The sequence below is a fragment of the Bradyrhizobium sp. Leo78 genome, from assembly GCF_059512425.1.
Genome location: NZ_JCAMOT010000029.1, coordinates 35,653 through 61,722 on the forward strand (window position 1 = coordinate 35,653; position 26,070 = coordinate 61,722).

General features: G+C 56.9%; 22 protein-coding genes and 2 pseudogenes. 7 read left to right on the forward strand and 17 right to left on the reverse strand.

Translation table 11 applies throughout. From position 1 onward, the window contains the following. The first annotated feature begins 29 nt into the window (after positions 1 to 29). From pimC to AC5ZG1_RS29775, 3 genes are all read left to right on the forward strand, one after another. Positions 30 to 1,214, forward strand: a complete 1,185-nt coding sequence (gene pimC / locus AC5ZG1_RS29765; protein ID WP_496134914.1) for a pimeloyl-CoA dehydrogenase large subunit — start codon at positions 30 to 32, stop codon at positions 1,212 to 1,214. A 151-nt stretch (positions 1,215 to 1,365) separates the two neighbouring features. Then, positions 1,366 to 2,508 (forward strand): pimeloyl-CoA dehydrogenase small subunit, encoded by a 1,143-nt coding sequence (gene pimD / locus AC5ZG1_RS29770; protein WP_496134915.1) that lies wholly within the window; start codon positions 1,366 to 1,368, stop codon positions 2,506 to 2,508. Positions 2,509 to 3,352: 844 nt separating this feature from the next. Beyond that, positions 3,353 to 3,844 carry a hypothetical protein gene (locus AC5ZG1_RS29775; RefSeq protein WP_496134916.1) on the forward strand — a complete coding sequence of 164 codons (492 nt, stop codon included), beginning with the start codon at positions 3,353 to 3,355 and terminating at the stop codon, positions 3,842 to 3,844. 40 nt (positions 3,845 to 3,884) lie between these two features. Here the strand turns inward: AC5ZG1_RS29775 and AC5ZG1_RS29780 are convergent, their stop codons facing one another. From AC5ZG1_RS29780 to AC5ZG1_RS29810, 7 genes are all read right to left on the reverse strand, one after another. After that, positions 3,885 to 4,985 (reverse strand): ABC transporter substrate-binding protein, encoded by a 1,101-nt coding sequence (locus AC5ZG1_RS29780; RefSeq protein ID WP_496134917.1) that lies wholly within the window; start codon positions 4,983 to 4,985, stop codon positions 3,885 to 3,887. Positions 4,986 to 5,007: 22 nt separating this feature from the next. Continuing rightward, positions 5,008 to 5,793 carry an ABC transporter permease gene (locus AC5ZG1_RS29785; protein ID WP_496134918.1) on the reverse strand — a complete coding sequence of 262 codons (786 nt, stop codon included), beginning with the start codon at positions 5,791 to 5,793 and terminating at the stop codon, positions 5,008 to 5,010. Next, positions 5,790 to 6,635, reverse strand: a complete 846-nt coding sequence (locus tag AC5ZG1_RS29790) for an ABC transporter ATP-binding protein (RefSeq protein WP_496134919.1) — start codon at positions 6,633 to 6,635, stop codon at positions 5,790 to 5,792. The genes AC5ZG1_RS29785 and AC5ZG1_RS29790 overlap by 4 nt, the downstream gene beginning before the upstream one ends. A 333-nt stretch (positions 6,636 to 6,968) precedes the next feature. After that, positions 6,969 to 7,673 (reverse strand): TetR/AcrR family transcriptional regulator, encoded by a 705-nt coding sequence (locus AC5ZG1_RS29795; protein WP_282526724.1) that lies wholly within the window; start codon positions 7,671 to 7,673, stop codon positions 6,969 to 6,971. A 137-nt stretch (positions 7,674 to 7,810) separates the two neighbouring features. Then, complete coding sequence (locus AC5ZG1_RS29800) at positions 7,811 to 10,102, reverse strand: xanthine dehydrogenase family protein molybdopterin-binding subunit (RefSeq protein ID WP_496134920.1); 2,292 nt, start codon at positions 10,100 to 10,102, stop codon at positions 7,811 to 7,813. Further along, positions 10,099 to 10,575 carry a (2Fe-2S)-binding protein gene (locus AC5ZG1_RS29805; protein WP_496134921.1) on the reverse strand — a complete coding sequence of 159 codons (477 nt, stop codon included), beginning with the start codon at positions 10,573 to 10,575 and terminating at the stop codon, positions 10,099 to 10,101. Before AC5ZG1_RS29805 ends, AC5ZG1_RS29800 begins: the two co-directional genes overlap by 4 nt. A 9-nt stretch (positions 10,576 to 10,584) precedes the next feature. After that, a complete protein-coding gene (locus AC5ZG1_RS29810) occupies positions 10,585 to 11,442 on the reverse strand; it encodes an FAD binding domain-containing protein (RefSeq protein WP_496134922.1) in 858 nt (285 codons plus the stop codon). A 186-nt stretch (positions 11,443 to 11,628) separates the two neighbouring features. Here AC5ZG1_RS29810 and AC5ZG1_RS29815 point away from each other — a divergent pair, with 186 nt between their 5' ends. Together AC5ZG1_RS29815 and AC5ZG1_RS29820 are read left to right on the forward strand one after the other, a co-directional pair. After that, positions 11,629 to 12,582 carry an amidohydrolase family protein gene (locus AC5ZG1_RS29815; protein ID WP_496134923.1) on the forward strand — a complete coding sequence of 318 codons (954 nt, stop codon included), beginning with the start codon at positions 11,629 to 11,631 and terminating at the stop codon, positions 12,580 to 12,582. 7 nt (positions 12,583 to 12,589) lie between these two features. Further along, on the forward strand, positions 12,590 to 13,513 hold the full coding sequence (locus AC5ZG1_RS29820; protein WP_496134924.1) for an alpha/beta hydrolase: 924 nt from the start codon (positions 12,590 to 12,592) through the stop codon (positions 13,511 to 13,513). A gap of 7 nt (positions 13,514 to 13,520) precedes the next feature. Here the strand turns inward: AC5ZG1_RS29820 and AC5ZG1_RS29825 are convergent, their stop codons facing one another. Next, complete coding sequence (locus AC5ZG1_RS29825; protein WP_496134925.1) at positions 13,521 to 14,939, reverse strand: aldehyde dehydrogenase family protein; 1,419 nt, start codon at positions 14,937 to 14,939, stop codon at positions 13,521 to 13,523. Between the two features lie 120 nt (positions 14,940 to 15,059). Between AC5ZG1_RS29825 and AC5ZG1_RS29830 the strand changes: the two genes are divergently transcribed. Further along, a complete protein-coding gene (locus AC5ZG1_RS29830) occupies positions 15,060 to 15,833 on the forward strand; it encodes an aspartate dehydrogenase (protein WP_496134926.1) in 774 nt (257 codons plus the stop codon). Positions 15,834 to 15,950: 117 nt separating this feature from the next. Further along, on the forward strand, positions 15,951 to 16,400 hold the full coding sequence (locus AC5ZG1_RS29835; RefSeq protein WP_282526716.1) for an SRPBCC family protein: 450 nt from the start codon (positions 15,951 to 15,953) through the stop codon (positions 16,398 to 16,400). A gap of 17 nt (positions 16,401 to 16,417) precedes the next feature. On the opposite strand, the pseudogene AC5ZG1_RS29840 reads toward AC5ZG1_RS29835, so the two are convergent. From AC5ZG1_RS29840 to AC5ZG1_RS29880, 9 genes and pseudogenes are all read right to left on the reverse strand, one after another. Further along, a pseudogene (locus tag AC5ZG1_RS29840) lies at positions 16,418 to 17,813 on the reverse strand (aspartate ammonia-lyase). Between the two features lie 196 nt (positions 17,814 to 18,009). After that, the gene (locus AC5ZG1_RS29845) at positions 18,010 to 18,540 is read right to left on the reverse strand and encodes a cupin domain-containing protein (RefSeq protein WP_496134927.1); all 531 of its coding nucleotides are present in this window, start codon (positions 18,538 to 18,540) and stop codon (positions 18,010 to 18,012) included. Positions 18,541 to 18,942: 402 nt separating this feature from the next. After that, complete coding sequence (locus tag AC5ZG1_RS29850) at positions 18,943 to 20,034, reverse strand: ABC transporter substrate-binding protein (protein WP_496134928.1); 1,092 nt, start codon at positions 20,032 to 20,034, stop codon at positions 18,943 to 18,945. Positions 20,035 to 20,283: 249 nt separating this feature from the next. Beyond that, positions 20,284 to 20,904 (reverse strand): TetR/AcrR family transcriptional regulator, encoded by a 621-nt coding sequence (locus tag AC5ZG1_RS29855; RefSeq protein WP_496134929.1) that lies wholly within the window; start codon positions 20,902 to 20,904, stop codon positions 20,284 to 20,286. 18 nt (positions 20,905 to 20,922) lie between these two features. After that, complete coding sequence (locus tag AC5ZG1_RS29860) at positions 20,923 to 22,452, reverse strand: class I adenylate-forming enzyme family protein (protein ID WP_496134930.1); 1,530 nt, start codon at positions 22,450 to 22,452, stop codon at positions 20,923 to 20,925. Between the two features lie 2 nt (positions 22,453 to 22,454). After that, on the reverse strand, positions 22,455 to 22,880 hold the full coding sequence (locus tag AC5ZG1_RS29865; protein WP_496134931.1) for a Zn-ribbon domain-containing OB-fold protein: 426 nt from the start codon (positions 22,878 to 22,880) through the stop codon (positions 22,455 to 22,457). Between the two features lie 2 nt (positions 22,881 to 22,882). Next, the gene (locus AC5ZG1_RS29870; protein ID WP_496134932.1) at positions 22,883 to 24,040 is read right to left on the reverse strand and encodes a thiolase family protein; all 1,158 of its coding nucleotides are present in this window, start codon (positions 24,038 to 24,040) and stop codon (positions 22,883 to 22,885) included. A gap of 355 nt (positions 24,041 to 24,395) precedes the next feature. Continuing rightward, positions 24,396 to 24,939, reverse strand: a pseudogene (locus AC5ZG1_RS29875) (ATP-binding protein); the annotation flags it as partial. Then, entirely contained in the window at positions 24,918 to 25,523 is a 606-nt protein-coding gene (locus AC5ZG1_RS29880; protein WP_496134933.1) for a TetR/AcrR family transcriptional regulator, read from the reverse strand. The gene AC5ZG1_RS29880 and the pseudogene AC5ZG1_RS29875, both read right to left, overlap by 22 nt. Between the last annotated feature and the right edge of the window lie 547 nt (positions 25,524 to 26,070).

Sequence of the window (26,070 nt, forward strand, 5' to 3'; positions counted from 1 at the left end):
TCGTTTGCCTAATCTGGAGTCGTTTCACGATGGACTTGAGCTTCACTCCCGAGGAAGTCGCGTTTCGCGACGAAGTGCGTGCCTTCTTCAGGGACAATGTCGACCCTGCGGTGCGCCAGAAGCTGTTGGAAACCCGGCACATCACAAAGGATGAGCAGGTGAGCTGGCAGCGAACGCTCAACAAAAAGGGCTGGGGCGTAGCGCATTGGCCGGTGGAATATGGCGGCACCGGTTGGGATGCGGTGAAGCAATATATCTTCCTTGAGGAGCTGCAGAAATATCCCGCGCCGGCGCCGCTGCCGTTCGGCGTCAACATGGTCGGCCCTGTCATCTACACGTTTGGAAACGAGGCGCAGAAGAAGCATTATCTGCCGCGCATCGCCAACATGGATGACTGGTGGTGCCAGGGTTTTTCCGAGCCCGGGGCCGGCTCGGACCTGGCTTCGCTGAAGACTTTGGCAAACAGGAAGGGCGACAGCTATATCGTCAACGGTCAGAAGACCTGGACCACGCTGGCGCAGCATGCCGACTGGATCTTCTGCCTCTGCCGCACCGATCCCCGCGCCAAGAAGCAGTCGGGCATTTCCTTCATCCTCATCGACATGAAGGCGAAGGGCGTTACCGTACGCCCGATCCAGATGATTGATGGTGGGGTAGAGATCAACGAGGTCTTCTTCGATGACGTGGTGGTGCCAGCCGAGAACCTCGTCGGCGAGGAGAACAAGGGCTGGGACTACGCCAAATTCCTGCTCGGCCACGAACGCGTCAACATCGCCCGCGTCGGCATCTCCAAGGCGCGGATCGGCCGCATCAAGGAGCTGGCCTCTCAGACCATGGCCGGCGGCAGACCACTGATCGAGAATCCCCTGTTCCGGCAAAAGCTCGCCTCCACCGAGATCGAGCTGAAGGCGCTGGAACTGACGCAGATGCGGGTGGTCGCTGCCGAGGGCAAACATGGCAAGGGCAAGCCCGATCCGGCCTCGTCGATCCTGAAGATCAAGGGCTCGGAAATCCAGCAGACGTTGACCGAGTTGCTGCTCGAGGTCACCGGTCCGTTCGCGCTGCCATTCGTGCAAGACAATGCGCGCAGCACAAATGACGACTGGGCGTCGCCGATCGCGCCGACCTATTTCAACTACCGCAAGGTGTCGATCTATGGCGGCTCCAACGAGATCCAGCGCAACATCATCGCGAAGGCGGTGCTGGGACTGTGATCTGGCGAAACGACGTCGTTGCGAGGAGCGCAGCGACGAAGCAACCCAGAGGCCGCGAGCGAAGACTGGATTGATCTAGCGCAAGAGCGCCTCGCAATTGCGACTTCAAGCACTCACCACGCGCGTCACGCGCGATCCGAAAGAAAAGAAAATGGATTTTGATCTTTCCGAGGAGCAGCGCCTCCTCAAGGACAGCATCGACGGGCTGCTGAAATCGTCCTATGACTTCGAGGCCCGCAAGAAATATCGCGCCGAGAAGGGGGGCTACAGCAAAACGATCTGGGGCAAGTTCGCTGAACAGGGCCTGCTCGGCCTGCCGTTCTCGGAGGATGACGGCGGCTTCGGTGCCGGCGCGATCGAGACCATGATCGTGATGGAGGCGCTCGGCCGCAATCTGGTGATCGAGCCTTATCTCGACACGGTAGTGCTCGGCGGCGGCTTCTTGCGCCGTGGGTCAGGCGAGCAGCGCGCAGCCCATCTGCCGGGGATCATTGACGGCTCCAAGACCTTGGCCTTCGCCCAGCTGGAGCGCGATTCGCGCTACGATCTCGGCGATGTCACCACATCGGCGAAGAAGAGCGGCTCGGGCTATGTGCTCAACGGCGAGAAATTCGTCGCCGGTCATGGCGACACCGCCGGCACCATTATCGTCACCGCCCGCACCGCCGGCGGCCAGCGCGACGCCAAGGGCGTCGGCGTGTTCCTGGTGCCCGCCAATGCCAAGGGCGTCGATATCCGCGGCTACGAGACCCAGGACGGCAGCCGCGCCGCCGACATCAAGCTCGACAATGTCAAGGTTGGCGCTGATGCGGCGATCGGCGATGCCGAGGACGGTCTGCCCATCGTCGACCAAGTGGTCGATGACGCCCGCATCGCGCTGTGCGCCGAGGCGGTCGGCGCGATGGAGGAGGCTTTGAAGATCACTGTCGAATATATCAAGGAACGCAAGCAGTTCGGTGTCGCCATCGGCTCGTTCCAGGCGCTGCAGCACCGCGCCGCCGACATGTTCACCGCGCTGGAGTCCGCGCGCAGCATGTCTTACCTGGCCTCGATGGCGTCGAGCTTCATCGATCTCGACGAGCGCGCCAAGACGGTCGCGGCGGCCAAGGTGCAGATCGGCCGCTCCGCGCGCTTCGTAGGCCAGAGCGGTGTTCATCTGCATGGTGGCATTGGGGTTACCATGGAATATCGCATCGGCCACTACTTCAAGCGGCTGACTATGATCGATCACCAGCTCGGTGACACCGATTTCCATCTGGCCCGCATCGCCGCGACCGGCGGGGTCATCGGGTGATTCATACCGCCCGTGGCGCCAATGTGGGTCATGGGCATCGCGCTGTTGGCTGTCCGAGGATGTCATTCGGCCCTTTAATTGCGGTTTGTTGTCAAGCTTACCTTTCTGAGCTTGCCCACGGCACAGTGTGGCGCTCGCGCGGTCGGAGCTGGTCAGGGTTGCGGCGACGGCGCGGGCGCGGCTGATACACCTCTATTGACCCCCTAAGCCGCGAGATCGGCGTCCAAAATTGACCACCTAACGTTGGGCTGTTGTGCTGCCTGGCCTTGGAATGAAGCAGGTGGTCAGGCTGGATCCCGTCAACATGATCTAGCAATATATGGGTCGCGCGGTTCCGAGGGGGAGACCCTCGCTTACCTGAATTGGGAGCAGCGAAATCTGCGGTCAGAACGAAGGCAGTTTGCTGTGTGACCGTTGGACAGTCCCTTCGCCAAAACCGTCAACGAACTGACCCGAGCCGCAGCCATTGGGAATATTGCTTCGGAGACACTAGATGACTTTTCAAAAATTCGGGCGAGTATTTGAGACACTGCGCGGCGGGCTGGTCGGGCAGCTGGAAGCGTTGCAGCGCAACCTAGCTCAATATCCGCCTATCGATCACCCGATGGGCGTCTCGGAATACGAGACACTTAGCCGCGTTTGGGCCGCCTCAGAACGGTCAGCTTCGCGGCCGACCTCGCGATGATGAATTGGGTCGTCAAATCGCTCACAGTGTCCTATTGGACCGCCTTCTGGCGTCCGACCGGCTTTGAGCGTCCAATGCTTCGGGCGATCCCTCTCTTCCTCACCGCCCAGATATGCCGACGCCATCGGACATATCGACTTCAATGCCTTTGCCGGCCCCATGATTGGCAACACGATCTTTCTCGGCATTGAAGTCGCGACTTATCGTCCTTGTGTTCCTCACTGGAGTCGTTTTGGCATGGCTCGCGGATCGCGCGGGCACGCGGATATGGATGGTGCTGGCTGTCATCGCGATGCTGTTAGCGAACTTTGCAATTTCGCGGACGTCGCCTCAGGCCCGATCATTCTCGCCCTCGGCCTGGGACTGCAGAACTCCGGCGCCAACCGTTTCAACGGGGTGTTGCTCAACCGCGTTCTCATAACCGGAAACCTGCAAAAGCTTGGCGAGGAGATCGTGCACCGGTTCTGGCCAACGAAGGGCACGGCGTCGCACGGTGCGGGTCTTTGCGCGGCGCCTAGATCGGCTATGCGATCGGCGCGCTACCCCGCGCTCTGGCGATTAGCCGCCTTGGCACGCGATTGCTGGTGCGGCGGCGATCCTGCCGTTCGTCATGATGGGATAGCGAAACCAACTGCACCCCACCGGGCCTGAAGACCACGCCAGATTTTAACATGGCCGAGCGTGACGATCCTCAACCGCCCTGAAGCTTGAAGCTGTCTTCCTTCTTCGCATCGTTGATAATGGCCGCTCTATCGTAGTTGTTGATACCATCTATAAACTTGTTCGTTAGAACGTGATCGATAGGCAGGGGAGCCGGTAAGACCTTCTGGTCGACGAAGAAGTTGATTAGCCGATTCCAATCGTCAGGGACTAACGTGCCGTGCTTGTCACCAATCTTAGGCGTATTCCAAATGCCGAGCCGCGCCTGATTGACGATTACCCCTTCCTTAAGCGCTGCGGCCCTATCTGGGTTTTTGGATGCGGCCTCGGGATACGCTTTCCAAGTTATCAGAACCGCCGCTTCCGGATTTGCCATTGAGTAGTCGTAGCCCTTTGCAACGGCCCGTCCAATTCCCGTTAGCATCTTCGGATTGCTCTCGATCGTCTGCCTGCGGGCCAGCAATCCGACATCCGGTAGCGAGCGCAGATTTTCCGCTACCGGTAGTTCGCGAAGGTCGAGGCCTGAGAACTTGAACTTGGCTAGCGCGGCATCCCAGTAGACGAGGCCGTCAACGAATTTCTCACGGATCGACGTAACGGCTTGCGCTCCCACACCTATCGGCAGAAAGGAAATATCCTTGTCGGGATTCAGGCCGGCGGCCTGTACAAACGCGCGGCCAAAGGTCGTGCCAGCGCTTCCCATTGATTGGACGCCCAGCTTCTTGCCTTTCAGGTCGCTGAGCGCTTTGATTGGGCTATCAGGTAGCACGGCGACCGACCAGATATTCGAGTAGTAGAGCCCGTAGAAGTACCGAATGTCGAGCTTTCCGGACTGAACCCCAACCAGAGCTTCGCCTGGAGAGGCGGCGCCGACTTCCGCATTTCCCGCCGAGACCTGGATTGCCGATTCGTTGGAGCCACCGACGGCGATCAACGTAACGTCGTAACCTTCGGAAGCGAAATACCCCCTTTCCTTCGCGACGACGAATGGTGAAAAAGCCTCATCGATATTGCGGACTGGGATCAGTACCCGGACTTTCTCGAGTGCGTTTGCGGCGCTGAAGTCACACACAGCAGCAGCAACGATCATCGATGAAAGAAACAGGCGCCGCAGGGAACGTCTAATCGGCATATCCGACTCCTTTTAGGATCGCTTAAGTCATTACCGGCGCTTCGCTACGACGGATCCAGAAAATGTAACGACGAGCCGCGTAGCGCATGAGGCCATGCATCGCCAAACCGATCACCGACAGGACGACGAGAACTGCAAAGACGCCCGGAACATCCATGCTGAAATTCAGCGTAACAACGAGATACCCCAATCCAACTTGCGCACCAACGAACTCTCCCACGATCGCACCGATGACTGCGAGCACTGCAGCAATCTCCAATCCGGCAAAGATCAAAACCAACGCTGAAGGAATTCTCAGGCGAACGAGAACCTGCCACTTCGTCGCGCCGAACGCCTTCATCATGTCCAACTGATCGTTATCCGGTGAATGGAATCCGGCGATGACGCTGACGAGGACAGGAAAGAAGCAGACAAGAGCCGTAATGACGACTTTCGAAGTCAATCCATAGCCGAACCAAATGATGAAGAGTGGCGCTATGGCAATTTTGGGCAGCGTCTGAAGAGCAACCAGATAGGGATAGACGAGCCGCTCGAACGCCGGGATTAGGGATATCATCGCGCCGACGACTAGGCCGACGATACAGCCGAGCACAAACCCTAGCAAGATTTCGAAAAGCGTTGCCCAGAGATGAGGCCAGATCGTACCGCTTTCAAACAAAGCGTAGAGGCGCACAACGGTCGAACTCGGCGCCGGCAGGACGATCGGCGAGATATCAAACAGGCGACATGCACCTTCCCAGACGGCTAAAAGCACAACCGCGAGCACAATCGATTGAAGCCGGTTTTTGTTTGATGAGGTTTTGCTCATAGCGAGGTCGCCGTCATTGATTGTGCACCGAAGATTGTACGGATGTGATCGCAGAGCTCGCCAAACCGCGGCGTCGCCATCGTTTGGAGGCTGCGGGGACGACCGACATCAACGTCGATGACTTCCGATATTCTTCCCGGCCGCGGGGACATGACAACGACGCGATCGCCAAGCAGGACGGCTTCCGGAATGCTATGGGTGATGAAGACGACGGTCTTCTTCTCTTCCGACCAAACTCGCATCAGCTCCATGTTCATGGCTTCGCGGGTCATTGCATCGAGCGCACCAAACGGCTCATCCATGAGCAAGATGCGCGGTTCGCGCATCAAAGCGCGGCAAATCGACACGCGCTGCTGCATGCCGCCTGACAGTTCAAACGGATATTTTTCCGCAAAATCCTGCAGGCCCATGAAGGACAAGAGTCCTCGAGCGCGCGTAACAACAGCTTCAGATTTATCGTGCCGGAGCCTTGCGGGAAGCAGAACGTTCTCGAGCACTGTATTCCATGGCAACAACGTCGCCTGCTGAAAGACGACTCCTACATCGGGACGCGGCTCGGTAATCTGCGCGCCCGCGCATTCCGCCACGCCCGACGTCGCCTGCTCCAGTCCCGCCAAAATGCGCAGCAGCGTCGTCTTGCCGCATCCGCTCGGCCCCACGACCGAAATGAATTCGCCCTCGCGAATGTCGAGATTGACCTTCGTCAGCGCATTTACCGTCTCACCTGAGCGCGTATTAAATCGCTTTTCCAAATTAGCGATTCTGATCATTGCCGGCTTCCCGGGAATATCAGCAACGCGTTCACCATCCCTGTTTTTCAGCTGGGCGCTCGAACCAATCATCCCTAATCCACTTCGCCTTAATCTGTCGCGCCACATACGCGACGATTTGGTCTCTGTTGACCAGGAAGTTAACTGGGATTTCTAGGATTTGTCTAGCTACAAATGTCTTTTGCTGCAAAGCATTCAGGCAACACGCAACGCGAATTGCCTAATTGTTGTAGCTTCTGCAAATTCGACACGACCAAATGTAGCGAGAGGCGACAGAATTCTCTGTCGTCACCTCATCTAACCAGTTGGCCTTCAATCATAAATGCGGATGTTAGCGGAACGGAGCGCAGCTCTCGGAATGGCGTGCACTGCACTCGATTTGTGCTGCGCGCACAGTCTTATTTTTCAAGACTCGACCTTGCGTCGTTCGCGCGCATCGATTTCGAGAGATTTCATTCCAGCTTTTTGGCGCAACATATCTTCGGGATCGAAGATGCAGAATTGCAGGACAACGTTTGTCACGTGACGGACCCAGTGCTGGCGCGAACTGACAGAACTGAGATCACGGCCAAGGGCAATTTCCAAGGTGTATTGATTTGAGAGATAGTGATAGCATAGCGACGACAGCGTCAGATAAACCAGCGTGGGATCGAGATCCGCCCGGAATATCTTATCCTTCCGCCCGCGATCGAGAATGAAACTGAGGGTCTCGACAAGCGGATTGTACAGATCCCGAATCCGCTTCGACTTTCGAATGTATTTGCCGCGATGCTTATTTTCTTCGTTGAGCAGCCGAATAAGATTCGGATTGCTTTCGAGAGCAACAAACGTGTGCTCGATCAGCTGCTCCACTGCGAACATTGGATCGCTTGCGCGGATGGATAAATCCCGCTGCTGATCACGAAACGCTTCGTACATCTTTTCAAGCGAAGCGACGAACAATCCCTCCTTGGACTTGAAATAGTAGTACAGCATGTTCTTGCTGAGATTGCACCGCTCAGCAATCCGATCAACGCGCGCCCCTTCGAATCCAATACGACCGAATTCCTCCATGGCGAGCTTCAGAATCTTTTCTCGAACACGAGCTGGATCGCTACTTCGACGCGCCAAGACGGTCTCCCTTATCTTCGATAGCTGAAGTGAAAACTCCTCCGTATCCTAAGGCCTATATGCCTCTTTGGACGCGAGCGTGCCCTCACCATAAGACGAGAGAGCGTAAACGCTCGCGAAAATCAAACAAAAACGCTCTAAGCCAGCGAAACACCCGCACTCGCATTCTCAGCTAACTGCCAGACGTTCGGCGGCGACAGCGGCAATTCCATAGGCTGCACGTTGAGATGGGACAGCGCGTCGGCAATAGCATTTGCCATCAAGCCGCCCACAGGGATAAGGCCCCCCTCTCCCGCGCCCTTGGCGCCCAAGGGATTATTTGGGCAGGGTTTCAGTTCAACCGTGATCGATTGGATCTTGGGGAAATCGGACGCCGTTGGCATGAGGTAATCGGCGAAGGAACCCGTCAGAAGCTGCCCTTCATCGTCGTAAACGAGATGTTCGAGGAAGGCGCCGCCGAGACCTTGAACAATGGAGCCGATGGCCTGTCCGTGAAGGGTCAATGGGTTGATCATGCGCCCCACGTCTTCGACCGACATGTAGTCAAGGACCTTGACGTGACCGGTGCCAGGATCGACCCCGACGTGGGCGGCCTGGGTGCCGTAAGCCCATGTGTACTTCTTGTTGAGGAATTCGGCTTCGATCTCCAGCGGCTCTTCCGAAAGCTCACCGAACGGTATGCTGGATTGTCGGAAAGTTGCCCGCTCTTCAACGAGCGACACTTCAGTTGGCGCACATCCAAAACGAGCGGCCGCCTTTTCTCGGATGAGGTCCTTTAACTTCTCAGCACCAACGAGGATTGCAGATCCTCCCATCACGGTTGAGCGAGAATGATAGGCTCCATAGCCATCCTTCACGTAGCTCGTGGAGCCGTGAAGGATCGTAATTTTCTCGTATGAGATCTCCATCGCATCCGCAGCGATCTGCGCCATGATGGTTTCCAGCCCCTGCCCGACCGAAGACGATCCCATGTAGACCGTCAGCAATCCACCGGGCTCCAACACCAGTCGAACTTCTTCCTTGGGGCCTGCCGCGCCCCCCTCAATGAAGCTTCCCACGGCCAGGCCGTGATAGTAGCCATCGATAAGCTGCCCGCGAAGCTTGGATTTCTCTTCCCATTTGAATTCGCGCAAGCAGCGATCAAAGACCGCCTGATAGTCACCGCTGTCGAGATCCGTCGAACTGTCGTAGGGGGTAATCGACGCAAGCGGATAAGGCATCTGAGCATCCGCCACCAGATTTCGCCGGCGTATTTCGACACGGTCGATGTTCAGGTCTTGAGCGGCCAAATCAATCATCCTCTCGCGAATGAAATCTGTTTCATAGCGGCCCGGGCCTCGGTACGTTCCGCAGGGCGTCTTGTTTGTGGTCAACATCGAGCTTTTGATATCGATGTGCTCAAAACAATACGGACCGCTCATGTATTGCGCGATGTTGCGCGGCCCGACCGAACCGTTCGTCCGGACATAAGCTCCGGTATCGCACCACGCCTCTCCTCGCAGCCCAATGAACTTGCCGTCGCGTGTTGCGGCGAACTCGACTTCGCACTCCACATCGCGCGCGTGATTAGCGCTCATCATGTGCTCGCGCCGATCTTCCACCCACTTAACGGGCCGGCCGACGATCTTCGCTGCGGCCGGGATAAGGAAGTCTTCCGGATAGAATTCTCCGCGAGATCCGAAACCGCCGCCGACATCCACCTCGATCAGATCAACCGCCTCTAGATCGAGGCCCATTTGGGCAGCGAGAGTACGGCGGTTATACCAAGCGGTCTTCGCCGCTCCCCATACGGTCAATTTGCCGGCCGCATTGTCCCACTCTGCCACAAAGCCACGTGGCTCCATGAACATCGCAGCGTGCCGTTGTACCTTGAACCGTTCACGCCGAACGTAATCGGCAGTCTTAAAGGCCTGGTCCGCATTGCCGCGGAAGGCCTTCCAGGTGATGGCAACGTTCGAACCGTGTTCTTCGAAAAGCAGTGACTTTTTAGCTTCTGCATGAGCACGATTGGCGACAGGGGCCAGCGGTTCAATGTCCAAGCGAACGTATTCAAGCGCGTCCTCGGCAATGGCCTGGCTTTCAGCAACCACCACGGCGACCGGCTCACCGACATAGCGAACCTTGCCGTCGGCAATCACAGGTTGATGAAAGGTCTCAAGCTGCGGCAATGGCTGCAACCTCAACGGAATCCGCGGAACCGTATTTCCGAAATCCTTAGCCGTCAGGATGGCGTGAACGCCTTCGAGTGCGAGAGCGGCTTGAGTATCGATCGACTCGATAATCCCGTGAGCAGTGGAGCTTCGCAAAATTACCGCATAGAGCTGGTGTGGCCTGTTGACGTCAGCGACGTAAGTGCCAGCGCCCCGCACCAAGCGGAAGTCCTCAACGCGCTCCATCGGGCGGCCGATGTAGGAATTTGATACTTTCATGACTTGCCACCTGCATTCCGGTATGAGCTGCGCGCCTCCAAGACGGCCTCGACAATGGGGATATATCCCGAACACCGGCAGAGATTGCCGGAGAGGACATCACGAATTCGCTCTTCATCGACGTCCGGCTCGTGGCTGAGCAGCGCGTGCGCTGTCGTGATGAAGCCTGGTGTGCAGAACCCACATTGCAGCGCGTGGTGCTTGCGGAATGCGGCTTGCAGCGGCGACAATTCGTCACCCGAGAGCCCTTCTATGGTAACCACGCTGTCGTTCTGGACTTGAACGGCCAGCATCAGACACGAGCGTACAGCCTCACCGTTGACCAGCACCGTGCACGCTCCACACACACCGTGCTCGCACGCGAGATGCGTTCCGGTTTGCCCAAGATTGTTTCGGATGCAGTCGGCAAGTGTCGTGCGCGGCTCGACATTGGCTTTTACGGAGTTGCCGTTGAGATCGAATTCGATTTGCATAACCAACTCCTAAATCGCCGTTTTCTTCAGGCCACGCGCCAGAAGTGTCGAGACAAGGGCCGCTCGATACTCGCTCGGCGCGTGAATGTCGGATGGCGGATCGACGGTTTGTCTTGCCTTCGCAGAGGCCGCGGCGATTAGGCCTTCGGTCAGAGGATTTCCGTTCAGCAAAGCCTCGACTTCGTTTAAACGAATCGGCCGATCCGCAATGCCGATGGCCCCCACATGAGCGCCAACGATCTGATTCTTTTCGTCGAGATCGTAATAGAGAGCGACTCCCGCCATGGCGAAATCGCCCTTCCTCCGGGCGAACTCTAGAAACGCCCACTTTCGCTTCGCATTCCAGGCTGGGAGCCGAATCTCTGTCAAAATTTCATCCGGCTCGAGAGTCGTTTGCAGCGGCCCCACAAAGAAATCGGCGACCTCCTCAGTCCGCGTGCCCGACGGACCAACAATGGTCATTTGCGCTTCGCACGTGAGCGCGATTCCCGGCATTTCAGCCGAAGGATCCGCATGAGCGACAGATCCACCGACCGTTCCCCGATTCCGAACCTGGTAATGCGCAACGTGCTTGATCGCCTCTGCAAGCAGAGGATGACTGACAGAAAGTCGCCTGTCTGCCTCGATATCGCACCAGCGCACTTTCGCGCCCAATCGCACTCCATCTTCATCGATGGTAATTTCGTTCAGATTTTTGAGATGCTTGAGATCAACGAGGAGGTTCGGCGACGCGAGACGGTAGGCCAACATTGGCATCAGGCTTTGTCCGCCGGAAATGACCTTCGCGTTCCCATCGCTTGATGCCAGCAACTTCACAGCTTCGTCGACAGAAGTGGGCGCGGCATACTCCAGAATCGGCGGCTTCATTGTGCCCCCCAGCGAAAAACAACCATCGGCTTACGGCCTCCTCAAAGTGATACACCAGCGCCTACCTAAGCTGACGGCTGTTAGTGACCAGGCAATCCCAGATCATTATATGGATTGTTGACTATTCGGTCAACACATGGGTAGCCTGCGTCAAACCGCATGAGAGCATAAAAGTGGGATTTTGCAATGCATAACAATGCGCCAGTCATTGCCATTGAAGAGCACTATTGGGATGCTGAATTGGCAAGGCATTTTCCCAGTGGCGAGAACAAGTCGCACGTCCAGGATCTATTGACGGAGATCGGCGACGTTCGACTCCGTTCGATGGATGAGGCCGGAATCGATATCCAGGTGCTTTCCCACGGCGCACCGGCTGCACAAAAATTACCGCCAGAGATCGCCGTCGACCTGACAAAGCGAACGAATGATCGCCTCGCCGAGGCTTGCGCCAAATATCCATCCCGCTTTGCAGCATTTGCAGCCCTTCCGACTCCGGTTCCAGAACAGGCGACGTTGGAGCTGGAGAGATGCGTCAGGGAACTGGGCTTTAAGGGGGCGATGATTCACGGCTTAACAAACGGCCTGTTCATCGACGATAAGCGGTTCTGGCCAATCTTTGAGGTCGCGGAAAAACTTGACGTTCCGATTTATCTGCATCCCTCGGTTCCAAATTCGGACGTCACCAAACTTTACTACGACGACTACGCGAATGAATTTCCGACCGTTATCCGCCCGGCTTGGGGATTCACAGTCGAGACGGCGACCGTTGCCATCCGGCTCATCTTGAGCAGAGCGCTTGAGAAATACTCAAAGCTCCAGATCATCCTCGGGCACCTTGGAGAGACGCTGCCATTCCTCCTATGGCGCATCAATCAGGCGCTCGCCCGCCCCGGCCAGAGGCCGCTCGATTTCCGCAAGACGTTTTGTGAACATTTCCACGTGACGACGAGCGGATTTTTTTCCACGCCCGCGCTCATGTGCACAATGCTCGAGCTTGGCATCAACCGGATCATGTTCGCCGTCGATTACCCCTACGTCGCGAACCAGGATGGCATGGAGTGGATCAATCAACTTCAACTATCGCCGGACGACAAACGTAAACTCGTCGGGGAAAACGCGCGAAAACTTCTGAAGCTGTGAGTGCAGAATGACTGTGCTGCCGACGATACCGTCTGAATTGTCCGACCTCATGGCAAAGGTCGGCCCGGTTTGGGCCTCCGACACAAAGGGCCACATTCAGTTGATGATCGACAAGTTCACCGACGTGCTCAAGTGGTCGCCGAAGGACAACATCGCTGTCGAGACTATCTCCTATGGGGAGCATGAGAGGCAGAAATTTGAGATGTTTACTCCCTCGAGAGGCGCCGTCGGAAAACGACCCGCTCTCATTTTCGTGCACGGCGGGGCTTTCACCGAGGGCAGCCGGCATCGCAGCTCTGAGATCTACGCCAACGTGCTGTATTACTTCGCCCGGCACGGCGTCGTCGGCGTTAATGTCGGCTATCGCCTTGCGCCCGAGATTCAGTATCCAGAAGCAACGTTCGACATCGCGAAAGTCGTGAGCTGGGTTCGGGCCAACGCCAGCCGGATTAACGTCAATCCGAAGCGCATATTCCTCATGGGCCATTCCGCGGGAGGCGCTCATGTCGGGAGCTATGCCTACGATAAAAGGCTGCAACCAACTGCTGGCCACGGCCTTGCCGGTGTTCTGATCGTCAGCGGGAGAGTCCGCGCTGATGCGCGAGACGATAATCCGAACGCCAAACGCGTCATGGCCTATTACGGTCCGGATACATCAATTTACGATGATCTATCGCCGGTCTCGCATATCGACGCTCAAAGCCCGCCCACCTTCGTGGCCTGCGCCGAGTTTGAGAATCCTCTCATTGACGTTTACTGTTTCGAGCTCGCCCACCGCTTAGCCGCCACGAAGGGACGCGCTCCGCCGTTCAAGTGGATGAAGGGGCATAATCACACATCGATCATTGCCCACTTCAACACTGCCCGGGACGAACTAGGTCGCGCCTGCCTTCAATTTATGCAGGAAACACCGCCGTCCTGGGCTCGTTGATCCAGCGTCAGGCAATCCTGACGCCGGTAAACTTCGGCTGCGTGTATTCTTCAAGGGCGTATGGGAGCCCCTCGCGGCCCACGCCTGACCTGCCAACGCCTCCGAAGGGATAGTTATCGAGACGGAAGCGGCTTGCTTCGTTGATCCAGACGGAACCCGCCCTCAACTCCTCCGAAACCCGCATTGCCGACGCCAGGCTCGTCGTGAAACACGACGCCTGCAGTCCGAACTCGCATTCGTTGGCGATCTTAATTGCATGGTCGAGGCTGTCAGCCCGCATGACAACCACCACCGGACCAAAAACCTCTTCGCGAACCAGTCGCGCCTCTGGAGGAGGATCGACGACGATCGTTGGCGGAATGAGGCATCCAGCGCTTTCACCAGTGCTCACGATGCTGCAACCAAGTGCCCGCGCATCATCGAGCATAGAGGTTATTCGGGCTGCAGCGCGCGCATTTACAACAGGCCCCAGATCGGTCTCGGGCAGTCTGGGATCCCCCAGTTTGAGCCGCTTGGACGCCTCGACGAAGCGCTCGAGAAACTTATCGAAAATCGACGTCTCCGCGATGATCCGCTGGGTCGAGATGCACTGCTGACCGCTTGCTTCGAAAGATGATGGAATGAGGCGCGCAACGGCGTCCTCGAGATTCGCATCTGCGGCCACCATGTTCGCTGAATTTCCGCCAAGTTCGCCGAGGAAGCGCTTCGCGCCTGCCGCGCGCGCTAAAGCGTCCCCCGCCGCAGTTCCTCCCGTCAGGGTAACGACATCCACGTCCGGATGCGCGGCAAGTGCAAGCGCCTCGTCACGGTCGCCCGGAATGACGTGAATGAGCCCTTCCGGAAGACCCGCCTGGACAAATGCCTTCGCAATCACTTCCGCGATCTGCGTGCCTTCAAGACTTGGCTTGATGATGACGGCGTTTCCAGTCACGAGCGCCGGCGCGACTTTCTGAACCAGCAAATTGGACGGCGCATTGAACGGCGTGACCGCGGCCACGACGCCGTACGGCACGCGCCGCGCAAATCCGAACAATCCCTTGCCTGCAGGGACAGCATCAAGCGGGATGACCTCGCCGCCAATGCTGTGGATATGCTGCGCGCACGCCTGAATAAACGCGATGCTGCGCTTCACCTCCATTTCCGCGGCCCGGCGCGGCTTGCCGATGTGCGAGATTGTCATTGCCACAAGGCGATCGAACTCGCCCTCGAGGACCTTGGCTGCAGCGACCAGCCAGGATGCACGCTGATGAGCAGATGCCTTGATAGATGCCTGGAAAGCTGACCGCGCGGATTTTGCCGTCCGATCAACCGCCTCGTTTCCGCCCGGCTGCACATCAAATGCAGCTACTTGAGTCCAGGGATCGATAACCGAGAAGCGACCGTCCTTCGTTACAGGCGCGCGCACAGAACTCTCAGCCATCTTCATTCCTATATTCCTGCTCTCTCATGCGCACGACTGGCGAGCGCTCGACATCTGACTTGAGAGCTTGACATCATGTTGACTGTATCGTCAACATATAGCTGACCTCGACCGTGGAGTTTCCCCTTGAGGATTGCAGTTATCGGATATGGAGCGATCGGACGATTTCTCATCTCGCAATTGAACTCCGAGCCGGAAATCGAGACTTGTGCAATCCTTTCGTTGCCCCGAGCCGACATTTGCTCCAAGCCAGTGGTCGACGATATCGAGGGACTACTATCGGCACGACCAGATCTCGTGGTGGAATGCGCCGGTCATGGCGCACTGCGAACTTTCGGCGAAACCGTCCTGCGCCGCGGAACTGATCTGCTCGTCGTGTCCGTTGGTGCGCTGGCTGATCCTGAACTGGAGGCAGCGCTTCGGTCTGCCAGTTCAAGCGGCGGCAAGCTGCTGATTCCCGGCGGAGCTCTCGGTGGAATAGACGCGCTCAGCACTGCGCGAGAGGCAGGCCTCTCATCTGTCGAATACATTGGACGAAACGCCCCCGCGGCGTGGAAGGGAACGGCTGCCGAGAAGATCGTGCAGTTGGACAGAGTGACTGAGCCTCATACCATTATTGATTGCGAAGCTCGGACAGCTGCACTGATATTTCCGCAAAATGCAAATGTCGTGGCCGCTATCGCGCTGGCAGGACTAGGCTTTGACAAGACACGCGTCCGTTTGATCGTCGATCCGAACGCTGAAGGCAATCTACATTCATACGTTGCGCGCGGAGAATTCGGAGAACTCTCCACGACAATTCGATCGAAGACGCTTGAAGCCAACCCCAAGACCTCAGTCCTCGCTCCTTTTAGCCTGGTTCAAACTATTAAAAAGCGAAGTGGGTTGATCCCTGCGTAATGACACGGATCGAACCACCGTCGAACTTCAGCTCGCTTGAGCTTACATCCGCGGCGTGCCCATTTCTTAGTGCGGTGTTCGACGCCACCGTCCCTCACTTAAACAAGGACCTTGATAATGCCGATGACGATGAGCGGGACAATTGAGCTGGCGGCTTCCCGCGCGACAGTGTGGAATAAGCTTAACGACCCCGACACGCTCAAATCGTGCATCCCGGGTTGCGAGGAGCTTAATCTCCTGTCCGAGCACGAGTTTGAGGCGGTCGCGATCAATCGGATCGGCCCTGTGAAGGCGAAGTTCAAAGGTCGAGTGACGTTGTCTGATATTTCGCCCATGGAAGGATACCGGATTTCCGGTACCGGGGACGGCGGCATCGCGGGCTTCGCCAAGGGGGCTGCCTCGGTTCGCCTCGCCGATCACGGCGAAAACACGTTGCTCTCCTATGAGGTTGAGACGCAAATCGGCGGGAAGCTGGCTCAGCTCGGACAGCGCCTCATCAACGGCACGGCAAAAAAGCTTGCTGATCAATTCTTCGAAAGATTTGCAGAAGCCGTCAAACAGGCATGATTTCTGCGCGTGTCAAGCTATGAAAAGTCTAGATTGACCAATCGTTCAAAGTTCAGCATTTCATCCCATTGCTGTTGAGACATGAGCTTTCGCTCCACCACGACTAGCTGGTGAAGCGACTTTCCTTCCAAATAGCTCGTCCGGGCGATTTCGGCACAAACGCGATAGCCGAACAAGGGCTTCAATGCCGTGACGATGCCTAAAGAGTTCAGAACCAGATTTTTCGCATGTTCCTCGTTGGCCGTTATTCCACCGATGCAACGATCGCGAAGGCTCGTCACCGCTCGTTCCATGGTGCGAATGGAAAAGAATAGCGAAAAAGCGATCACCGGCTCCATCACATTGAGCTGCAATTGTCCCGCCGAGGCCGCGAGCGAAATTGTGGTGTCGAGACCGATGACCAGGAAACTGACCTGGTTCACGACTTCGGGAATGACCGGATTGACCTTCCCAGGGCATGATTGAAGAACCGGGTTGCAGCTGAGGCAGGTTTATTTCATTCAATCCGCAGCGTGGCCCTGAACTCAGCAACCGGATATCGTTGCATATCTTTGTCAGTTTGCTCGCTGTTCGCTTCAGAGCGCCCGAGAGCTGCACATAAGCTCCCGTATCCGACGTCGCTTCAACGAGATCGTTCGCGAGCACGAACTGAAGGCCCGTCAGATCGCTTAGATGTCTCACCGCCAGGGGAGGATAGCCGCGGACAGCGGTGACGGACGTACCGATCGCAGTCGCTCCAAGATTTATCTCTCGGAGCAGCTTTTGAACCTCTCGTGTACGGTCAATCTCCTCTCCAATGGTCGTTCCCCAGCCCCGAAACTCCGAACCCAGAGACATGGGCACGGCATCCTGAAGGTGGGTCCGGCCCATCTTCAGGACGCGTGAAAATTCCTTTCCCTTGTCAAAGAACGCATCTTGCAGCTTTCCCAGTGCAGCAAGATACGGCTCAAGCCGCATGATCAGCGCCAGACGAAGCGCTGTAGGATAAGTATCATTGGTCGACTGACCATAGTTCACATGATCGTTCGGGCTGACATACTGATACTCGCCCTTCTCCCGGCCCAGCGTTTCCAGCGCGAGATTGGCGATCACCTCGTTAGCATTCATGTTGGTTGAAGTGCCGGCACCGCCTTGCACAAGGTCGGTGATGAACTGATCGTTCACGGTTCCGTTGGTGAGCCGGTCGCAGGCTTCCAGGATCGCTGCGGCAATATCCGGCGCCAAGACCCCAAGATCTCGATTTGCCATCGCTGCAGCCTTGACGTAACCAAAAGCCTTCACAAAGAAGGGCTCATGGCTCATCGGAACGCCGGTAATGTTGAAGTTTTCAAAACCTCTGACGGTCTGAACGCCATAGTAGAGGTCGTCAGCAATCTCGCGCTGACCGAGAAAATCATGCTCAATGCGGCTCATGTGCGTCTCGCGTCACATGATTGCTCTGCCTTCTCAACCCGGACGCCGGATGTCAGGAGGCTGAAGATACTGTGGTCGCGATTCCAACCGCAGTTTGCACGACCATCCGTGCTGTACCAAGTACGGTCCGCCATCACTTGAAAGGCGTCTGCTGCGTAAGGACACGTCAGCAGAAGCCTCCAATCAGGAGCCTCAGTTAGGACGCCGCCAGGTGAGCATCACGACGCTTATACAGTTCGTCGTCGGCATAGCCCATCGTTTCAGGCCGGCCGCGGCCAAGCATCACCTGGAAATAAACCGGTTCGAGGCTATTGTTGTGGTAGCCGTGAATGACGCCAGCCGGGCAGGCAAGGCACTCCCATGGTCCAAGACGCTTCTCGATTTTGCGGCCGTCTTCATCTTGAACGAAGACATCGAGATGCCCCTGCAGAACGAAGAAGACCTCTTCCACCTCATGCGTATGCGCCGCATTTCCCTGCCCTGGAGGCACAAACATGATTGAGAGCGTGAAGTTTCCCGGAGGGATCGCCGATTTGTCTCCGTGCTTGCCGGAACCGCCTGCACCGATAAATCGATGCTGCGCACGCTTGAAGCCCTCGATCTTGGCGTCTTCAAAAGCCGCCCAGTCAGCGCGCCGGTCCGCGTAACGAGCGACAAAACGGTCCATAATTGCCTCAAGGGAGGCTGACTCTAATTCCTTGGGACGAGGGTGACGTGCGACAGCCATTTAACTCTCCTAATGATCTGATTGCGGCTCGAGACGCAGAGCATCGGCGCCGCGAGCCTAACGTGGACACCGCCGCCCATGACGGGTCATCTGACGATCCTCGTTGGCTAATCAATTGTTATCTTAAGTTGACTATTCAGTCAACAGAAAGACGCGCGTACGGAACGATCTGTAGCTTAGCGCCCAAAATTGAGCGCAATGGAAAGCAGCTCACCGCGGTGCTCACGCCGCTTGACCGTAATGGGCCGAATACTCACACGAAGCGATATACCGGCTTACACAATTCCAAGAAGTCAACGCTCTGGTTGCTGGATGCGAGTAACCGGCATTCGCCCACAGGCTGGAAGTAAATACGCCGGCCGACTGTTCCTGTCGGCAGGCGCCCTGCTCCTTCGCGGCGGTTTATTGTTGGACCGATTTCAGATCGAATTCTTTTGCTTGCCGTACAACGGCCGCTCTGTCGTATTTGTTGATCTCGTCGATAAAGTCGTTGGTGTACATGCGCGATGTCGGCACCGGTTGAGTGATCTGTTTTTCTCTCAGCAAAAAGGCACCGAGGTTCTTCCAATCGTCCTCCAAAAAGAGACCATTCTTGCCGCCTGTCTTTGAATTGGTCCACCCGGCCATTCTCAACTGACTAATCTTCAGGCCTTGGGCCAAGGCCTTTTGAGGATCTTTCTCTTTTGGTCGACTTTCCGGATACATCTTCCAAGTGATCAAGACCGCCGCGGCCGGGTTTGCCAATGTAAAATCGAGCGCCTTGGAGACAGCTCTCGCGAAACCGACCAGCATTTTTGGCTTGTCGCGAATAACATCGTTACGCGCCAGGATCGAAACATCCGGCAGCGCCTCGAGCTTGGCGTCGAGCTTGAGCGGCCGCAGGTTAATCCCGCTCAGTTCGAAACGCACATTGGCGGCGTCCCAGAAGACGATTGCATCTACCACTTTCTGTTGGATCGCGGTCGCAGCCTGGGGACCCGCCCCTATTGGTACAAACGTCACATCAGTATCTGGATTCAGTCCCCCAGATCTTATGTAAGCTTTTCCATACGTGGTGCCGGCGCTTCCTAACGCGGTCACTCCAATCTGTTTGCCGCGCAAATCAGCAATCGTTTTTACTGGACTGTCCGCGGGCACGGAGATCGACCAAATATTCCGATAGCCCGCGTTGTAGAAGTACCGCAAGTCGAGCGGCGCGCTTGCGTTCTGTTGCATCCCAATCACCGCTTGCGCGGGAGTTGCTTCCCCGACGTCGCCGTTCCCAGCAGCTATCTGAATAGCAACTTCATTCGACCCGCCGACAGCAAGCAAATCGACGTCGAGACCTTCTTGCGCGTAGTAGCCCAGATACTTGGCCACCGGAAACGGAGCGAGAGATTCATCGATGTTGCGCACAGGAATGAGCGCTCGAACTTTCTCCGCAGCCAAGCTTCTTTCTGCACTTACAGACAACGCAAGCATGATCGCGACGAATATCGCGTACGATTTGGTCATGTTTGTCCCCGCTTGGTAAGAGCGCATCTGCCCAGATTCAAACAACGACCAAGACCGCCAACCGATACCGCACTTCCTGAACGGCTGATCGCGATTGATCCCCTTAGCGTACGGGGAGAAAACCTCCTGTCAATGCAAAATCGTACGGTTGTACGACATATCGTACCAGCGTGCGACAATATGATCCGCGCAGGCATAGACGCGCGAGCGCACGGTTTTCGTCCTAGCCGATTAATGAAAGCGTGCGAGTTATGCGTTTGTCAGAACGTCATCGATCATTTTATTGATCGCGTCGCGCGCAGCATTTCTCATTTTGGAGCCGGGCTTCACGAGTTGAAGAATGATGCGGCCGTGAACCTCGACGAGCATCCGATCAGCAGTCTCTTCAACGGCAAGATCCGATCTGATCTCGCCAGCCTTTTGCCCCTCCGCAATCAGCTTGATCCAGAAACGCCTTTGCTTGTCGAAGCGTTTGGATTGAATCGTCTGAAGCTCGGCATTTCGGGTACTCATCGCGACCGAGTTGATCCAGAAGCGCCACCATCGGTTCGCGGGCATCTGCTCAATATACGACAATGCGATGCGACGAAGCTGGGCAGCCGGCGAGCCCTTGTACTGATCCCAGTCGTCAGGCAACGCATAACCTGACTCGAGCGCCGTCGCGATCAGCTCTTCTTTTGACCGAAAATGATAGGTGATCGTGCCAAGACTGACATTTGCCGCATCGGCAATCTGCCGCATTGTTACGTTTTCAATGCCCCGCTCCGCGATCAGGTCGTAAACGACGCCAGCGATGTGCCTTTGCTGAAGCTTTCCTCTACTTTCGACAGTGGAGGAACCTTGCTTCGTTGCTGCGGAGTTTTCTGGCATGTCGGCGATGTGGATTGTCTAAACGATCTGAGGCTTTTTGAAAGCGCTGCGTAGTTCAGTCTTCAAGACCTTACCCGTGCTGTTTTTGGGTAGTTCACGCACGAACACGACGTGCTTCGGCTTCTTATAGCTCGCGAGTTCCTCCGCGCAACGCTGAATCAGCGCATCGGCCGATACGGCGGCTCCGGGATCGAGCTCTACAAACGCCGCGACGGATTCCCCATAGATTTCGTCGGGCACACCGATCACTGCGGCGTCCGCCACTCCCGGATGACGCAGAAGGACCAGTTCGACCTCTTTGGAATACACGTTATATCCGCCGGAAAGGACCATGTCCTTCTTTCGATCGACGATGTAGAGATACCCCTCCTCATCAAAACGGCCGATATCTCCTGTCTTGAACCAGCCATTTTGAAACGCGTCGCGTATCGCGTCCGGCTGTCTGAAGTATGTCCTGAATAGAAGATATTGGCCCGGGAGTCCCGACCGCACCCATATTTCTCCGGCCTCACCCGTTCGCACTGGCTCGCCCGCTTCGTTGACTAGCCGAAGCTCCACCCCTGGCGTGACGCGCCCGACAGAGCTGCTGTACTTGAGTTGATCGTGCGGCTGGAGCATTGCCAGCGCGCCCGCCTCCGTCATCGCAAAGAAAGAAAAGATTTGAAGGTGCGGAAGCGCCGCCATCAATCGTCGCTTGGCCTCGACAGGAAACGCCTCCCCCGTCGCCACAAGGACGCGGAGGGAGCGATACCGGTCCGAACTGGCTTCAATGGACGGCAGCATCATTCGGCCGACGGTCGGAACGATGGAGATGAGCGTGATCTGCTCAGCCTCAATGATCCTGGTCGCCTCCTCCGCATCGAAACGGGGCATGATGTAGAGGGTCGCGCCCAGGACGGCCATATTGCCAACCCGCGCAAAGGCAGTTCGATGCGCCAACGGGGTCGTGACCAAGATACGATCGTCGGCGGACACTCGCCAATACGTCGCGTTCAAGAATCCGTTCGCAACGATATAATTCGCTTGCGTGGTGATCACGCCCTTCGGTCGCCCGGTCGTTCCGGAGGTGTATGAGATCGTGCAATCGTCGCACTCTGGTGGGACATCTATCTGCTCGATCTGAGTCCCAAGGAGAGTTGCAAGGGAGGTTTCGCCGTCGATTGAGGTCTCTCCGACAAAGAAACGCTGAAAGCCTGCAGGGTCGAGCTTGGCGACGGCTTCACGCTCGGAATCGCTGAAGAATAGAGCAGCCGGCTCAGCATCCTTTATGATCGCCGAAATCTCGCTTGACGAGAGGCGCATATTGATCGGCATCGCTATCGCGCCACACTGCACGATTGCAAAGAAGATGGTCACGAACTCGCAGCAATTTGGTAGGCAGATCGCGATGCGATCCCCAACATTGATGCCGGAATTGCGCAGATAGGTCGCAATACGGCTGCTGTCCTCGTGAAGCTGCCGAAATGTGACGCGGTTTTCGCCACAGACGAGAGCTGCCTTATTCGGCAGAAGCTGTGCTTGAGCAGCAAGGTAGGCGGGCAGCTTCACAGCTAACTCCGTCGTGGCGCAAAGTCGGGGAATGCGATCTCTTCAGTGAGCCGGTCCCATCGCACCTCGACCGGCATGCCAATCTCGACTTCATTCTCATCGCAATCGACCAGATTACACAAGAAGCGAACGCCCTCGTCGAGCTCGACATAGGCGCAGATGTACGGGACCCGCTGTTCGTGACCTGGCCACGGCGAACGAGTGACAGTCCACGAATACACAGTTCCGTAGCCCGACGCTTCCCGCCACTCGACGGTCTTTCGCCCGGTGAACAGGCTTACCGGCCTTGGGAAATGCTGAAAACGTTTGGCCTCGCTGCAGAACTGCAACATCAACTTGCCGCGCTTTGCTCCGTCCCAAAACTCCTTCGTGTCGATGTATGATCCAGTTTTGGGAAGAGGCCGGAGCGCTCTCACGTTCTCGTTCATTTCTATTGCTCCAGGATCATGACTGCTGAGGTGCACCAGTTACGAGCATAGGGGATGCCACCGATGCCGGTGACCATTGCATTCTGAGTTCTCTTGATTTGCCGCGGTCCGCCATCGCCGAACATCTGCCGAACGGCTTCGACCAGGTTAAGCCCTCCCCCGGCAAGCCCCGGCTGTCCGGCGGAAATCTGTCCGCCACCAGTGTTAAGCGGGAGGTCCCCCTTGAACGTCATATCCTTGCTGAGGATGAAATCAGCGCTTTTCCCAACGTCGCAGAAGCCAATCTGCTCGAGCTGCAACATGATCGCGATGATGAAGTCATCATACGGATGGAAGGATTGCACGTCCCTCGCTTGCAATCCGGCCTGCTTCAGCGCACGCGGACCCACCTCCAGAAATCCCGATTCCGTGATCTCCGTAAGCGGTTCAGTGACCTTGTAGTGCGTCAACTCTGCGTAACCGGTCGGATAGACCGCCTTCAGACCCCGTCGCTTCGCCTCATCGCTGGACATCATCAGAACAGCATTCGCGCCATCGCAGACCATGACGCTATCGAGGACGCGCAGCGGGTCTGAAACCAGCTTTGAGTTTAGATAATCTTCCTCTGTCATCGCCTTTCGCAGGCGCGGGCATGCATTGTCATTCAGGAGAGCATGGCTGCGCTGGGTCACGGCGAGCCGAGCGAGGGCTTGCCTGTTTAAGCCGTAAAGATGGTCATACCGCCGCATGATCATCCCGAATGCACCGACAGGACCGCGTAATCCGGTGGGATACTGAAACTCGAACCGTTGCGCGCCCTGCTCGGGCGTTTGGCCGCTGGACTGCGCGTCTGCAGCGAGCACAAGGGCGATGGAGCAGGCTTTATTTCGAATTGCCATGGCCGCACGCGCGACGCCGCCAATGCTGGAGACGCCTCCGAGCCCTAGCAGTTCAAGCCAAGTCGGGGTCATGCCCAGAACGTCGGCCATATACTGCGCCCAGAACGGGTTAGCGCTCTCGCTCATAGTTTCGGACACCAGCAGGCCATCTATTTCGGACTTGTCCACATTGGTCTGACGCAAAGTCTGGTCGAGTGCGTCTCCTGCCAACTCATACGATGTTCGGCCTCCCCGCACGTCGATCTTCGTCTCCGCATAACCCGCAATTGCGACATCTTTCATTGAGAGCCCCATCCGGCTTCGCTTGATGGCCGTACCGTACAAATGTACGACGATTCGTACGGTTGTACAGGTTTTTCTTTCTCCGATTTCGAGTTAGCAGGTTCGGGCGACGGCTGTGGTCCGCTTTGGAAATTTGGGTCGATTTAATTGGGAGCTTTCGGTCCTGTTGTTCCCACAGAGCCATTCCTGTTATGCGATACTTTCAGTCCCTCGCGACGCCCAATCTGTTAATCGGCGTTCAAATTTGCCCCTCATGGCGCCCAATTTTGACTTCGCGGCGGGGTTTGACGGCAGCGCTCGGTTCGGAACTGGCTGGGGTTGCGGAGCGAGACGAGCGAGTTGCTTGGACGTCATTGCGGCTTTTGAACCGCCAACTGTCGTCGCCGGTCTCGACGATGTCGCAGTGATGGATTAGCCGGTCGAGCTGCGCCGTGGTCATTTTGGCATTGCCAAACACGCTCGGCCATTCGCCGACGGAGAGATTGGTGGTGAGGATAACGGAGGCACGCTCGCAGAGCCGGCTGACGAGATGGAAGAGAAGCAGGCGCGGGACGGAGCAAAGGGTAATTACTCGAGTTCGTCCAGGACAATAAAGCCCGTGCGGGTCAGATGCTCGGCGAGCCATCCTTGCCATCCGTTGCGGGTCTCGGTCTCGAAGCGGTTGACGAGGTCGCCACATTGAAGAAGCGGCCACGGCACAGATCGAATGCAGCTTCGGCTGAGCGATGAAGCCGGCACCGGCGAGATCATTGGCAAGCGGTAACTTGGCGATAGGGAATTGGTACTTGATCGACCGGACCTGCTTCTCGTTGATCTCGGCGTTGAGCCGGTCCCTGGTGCTTCACGGCGGTCGCCACGATCTCGTCGAAAGCAACCTTCATACCATAGAACTCACCCATAAGATCGAAGATTTGGATTCGGCGGGCACCACGCTTTTGCTATTTCGCTGGGAGCCGTAACGCCAGGCGGCAAAATGCGCGGACTTCGGCAACCAAGCGCGTGCGGCTCGACTTAACGGGCGCGACGATTTCATCATCGACCCGCCGCGAAGAGCGTTGGAGAGCATCACGGCGGTCAAACGCGCATCGCGAACTTTCCAGGCGCCTGCTTTTTCCCCGCTTGCGATCAACGTCGTCAGATGTGCGATGATGGGATTGTCGTGCTTCCTCTGTCGATTTGACGGGCGGAATTCGTGAAAAACAAGATCGTGCAGCTCAAACTCGTCGAGATAACCGTTCACGCCGGCGCCGACCCATGCATCCAGCCTCCCCACCCAATCATCCGGCGCCTTGGAATCGACCGCTTCCATTAGCCGGGTATGGATGTCCTCGACGAAGCGCGCACGAAGCGCCTGCAGCACGTCTTCCTTTGTTTTGAAGTAGAAATAGAAGGTACCCTTGGCGACGTCAGCCGCTTTGACGATTTCGTCCACGCTTGCGGCATCGAAACCCTTCGCAAGAAACAATGCTTGCGCCGCATCCATGAGTTCCTCACGCCAGACTTCAGCGGGCTTGGTGCGGGGACGTCGTCTAAGTATCGCGACAGTAGTCATGGTGCGTTAGCTCATTTCGAGGTGCGTCGGAGAGAATGACGAGACATCTCGGATCGTCTTTGTCACGTGCTGGAGGTCAATCCGGCTGGCGCGCGAGAATTTAGTGCACGAACCGCGCGAGCGCGAATCTGCCTTCGTGAACATACGCGTAGGCACGCAACTCGGCCAGAGAATGTCGTGGCCACCCGTTAACTCGCGTCTGGAACCGTAGTGGCGACACCTAGAAGCGGGGTGGAAAGCCGATCGGCGTTGTCCTCAAACCAAATACTAGGGCATCGCGGAGCGGCTGCGGGCTGGCTAGTGCCATCGGCTGATACGAGGATCCCACAATAAGGCGAAGGGCAAGACGCGATCAAGGCCACGAATTCGGACGCTTAAGCAGATCGTGATGGTCCGCAGGCGTCATGGCGACCATCGTGCCGTCCGAGTTCCTCGACCGCGCCAGCCGCTCGGCAATAGACTAGAACTAGAGCCTGGC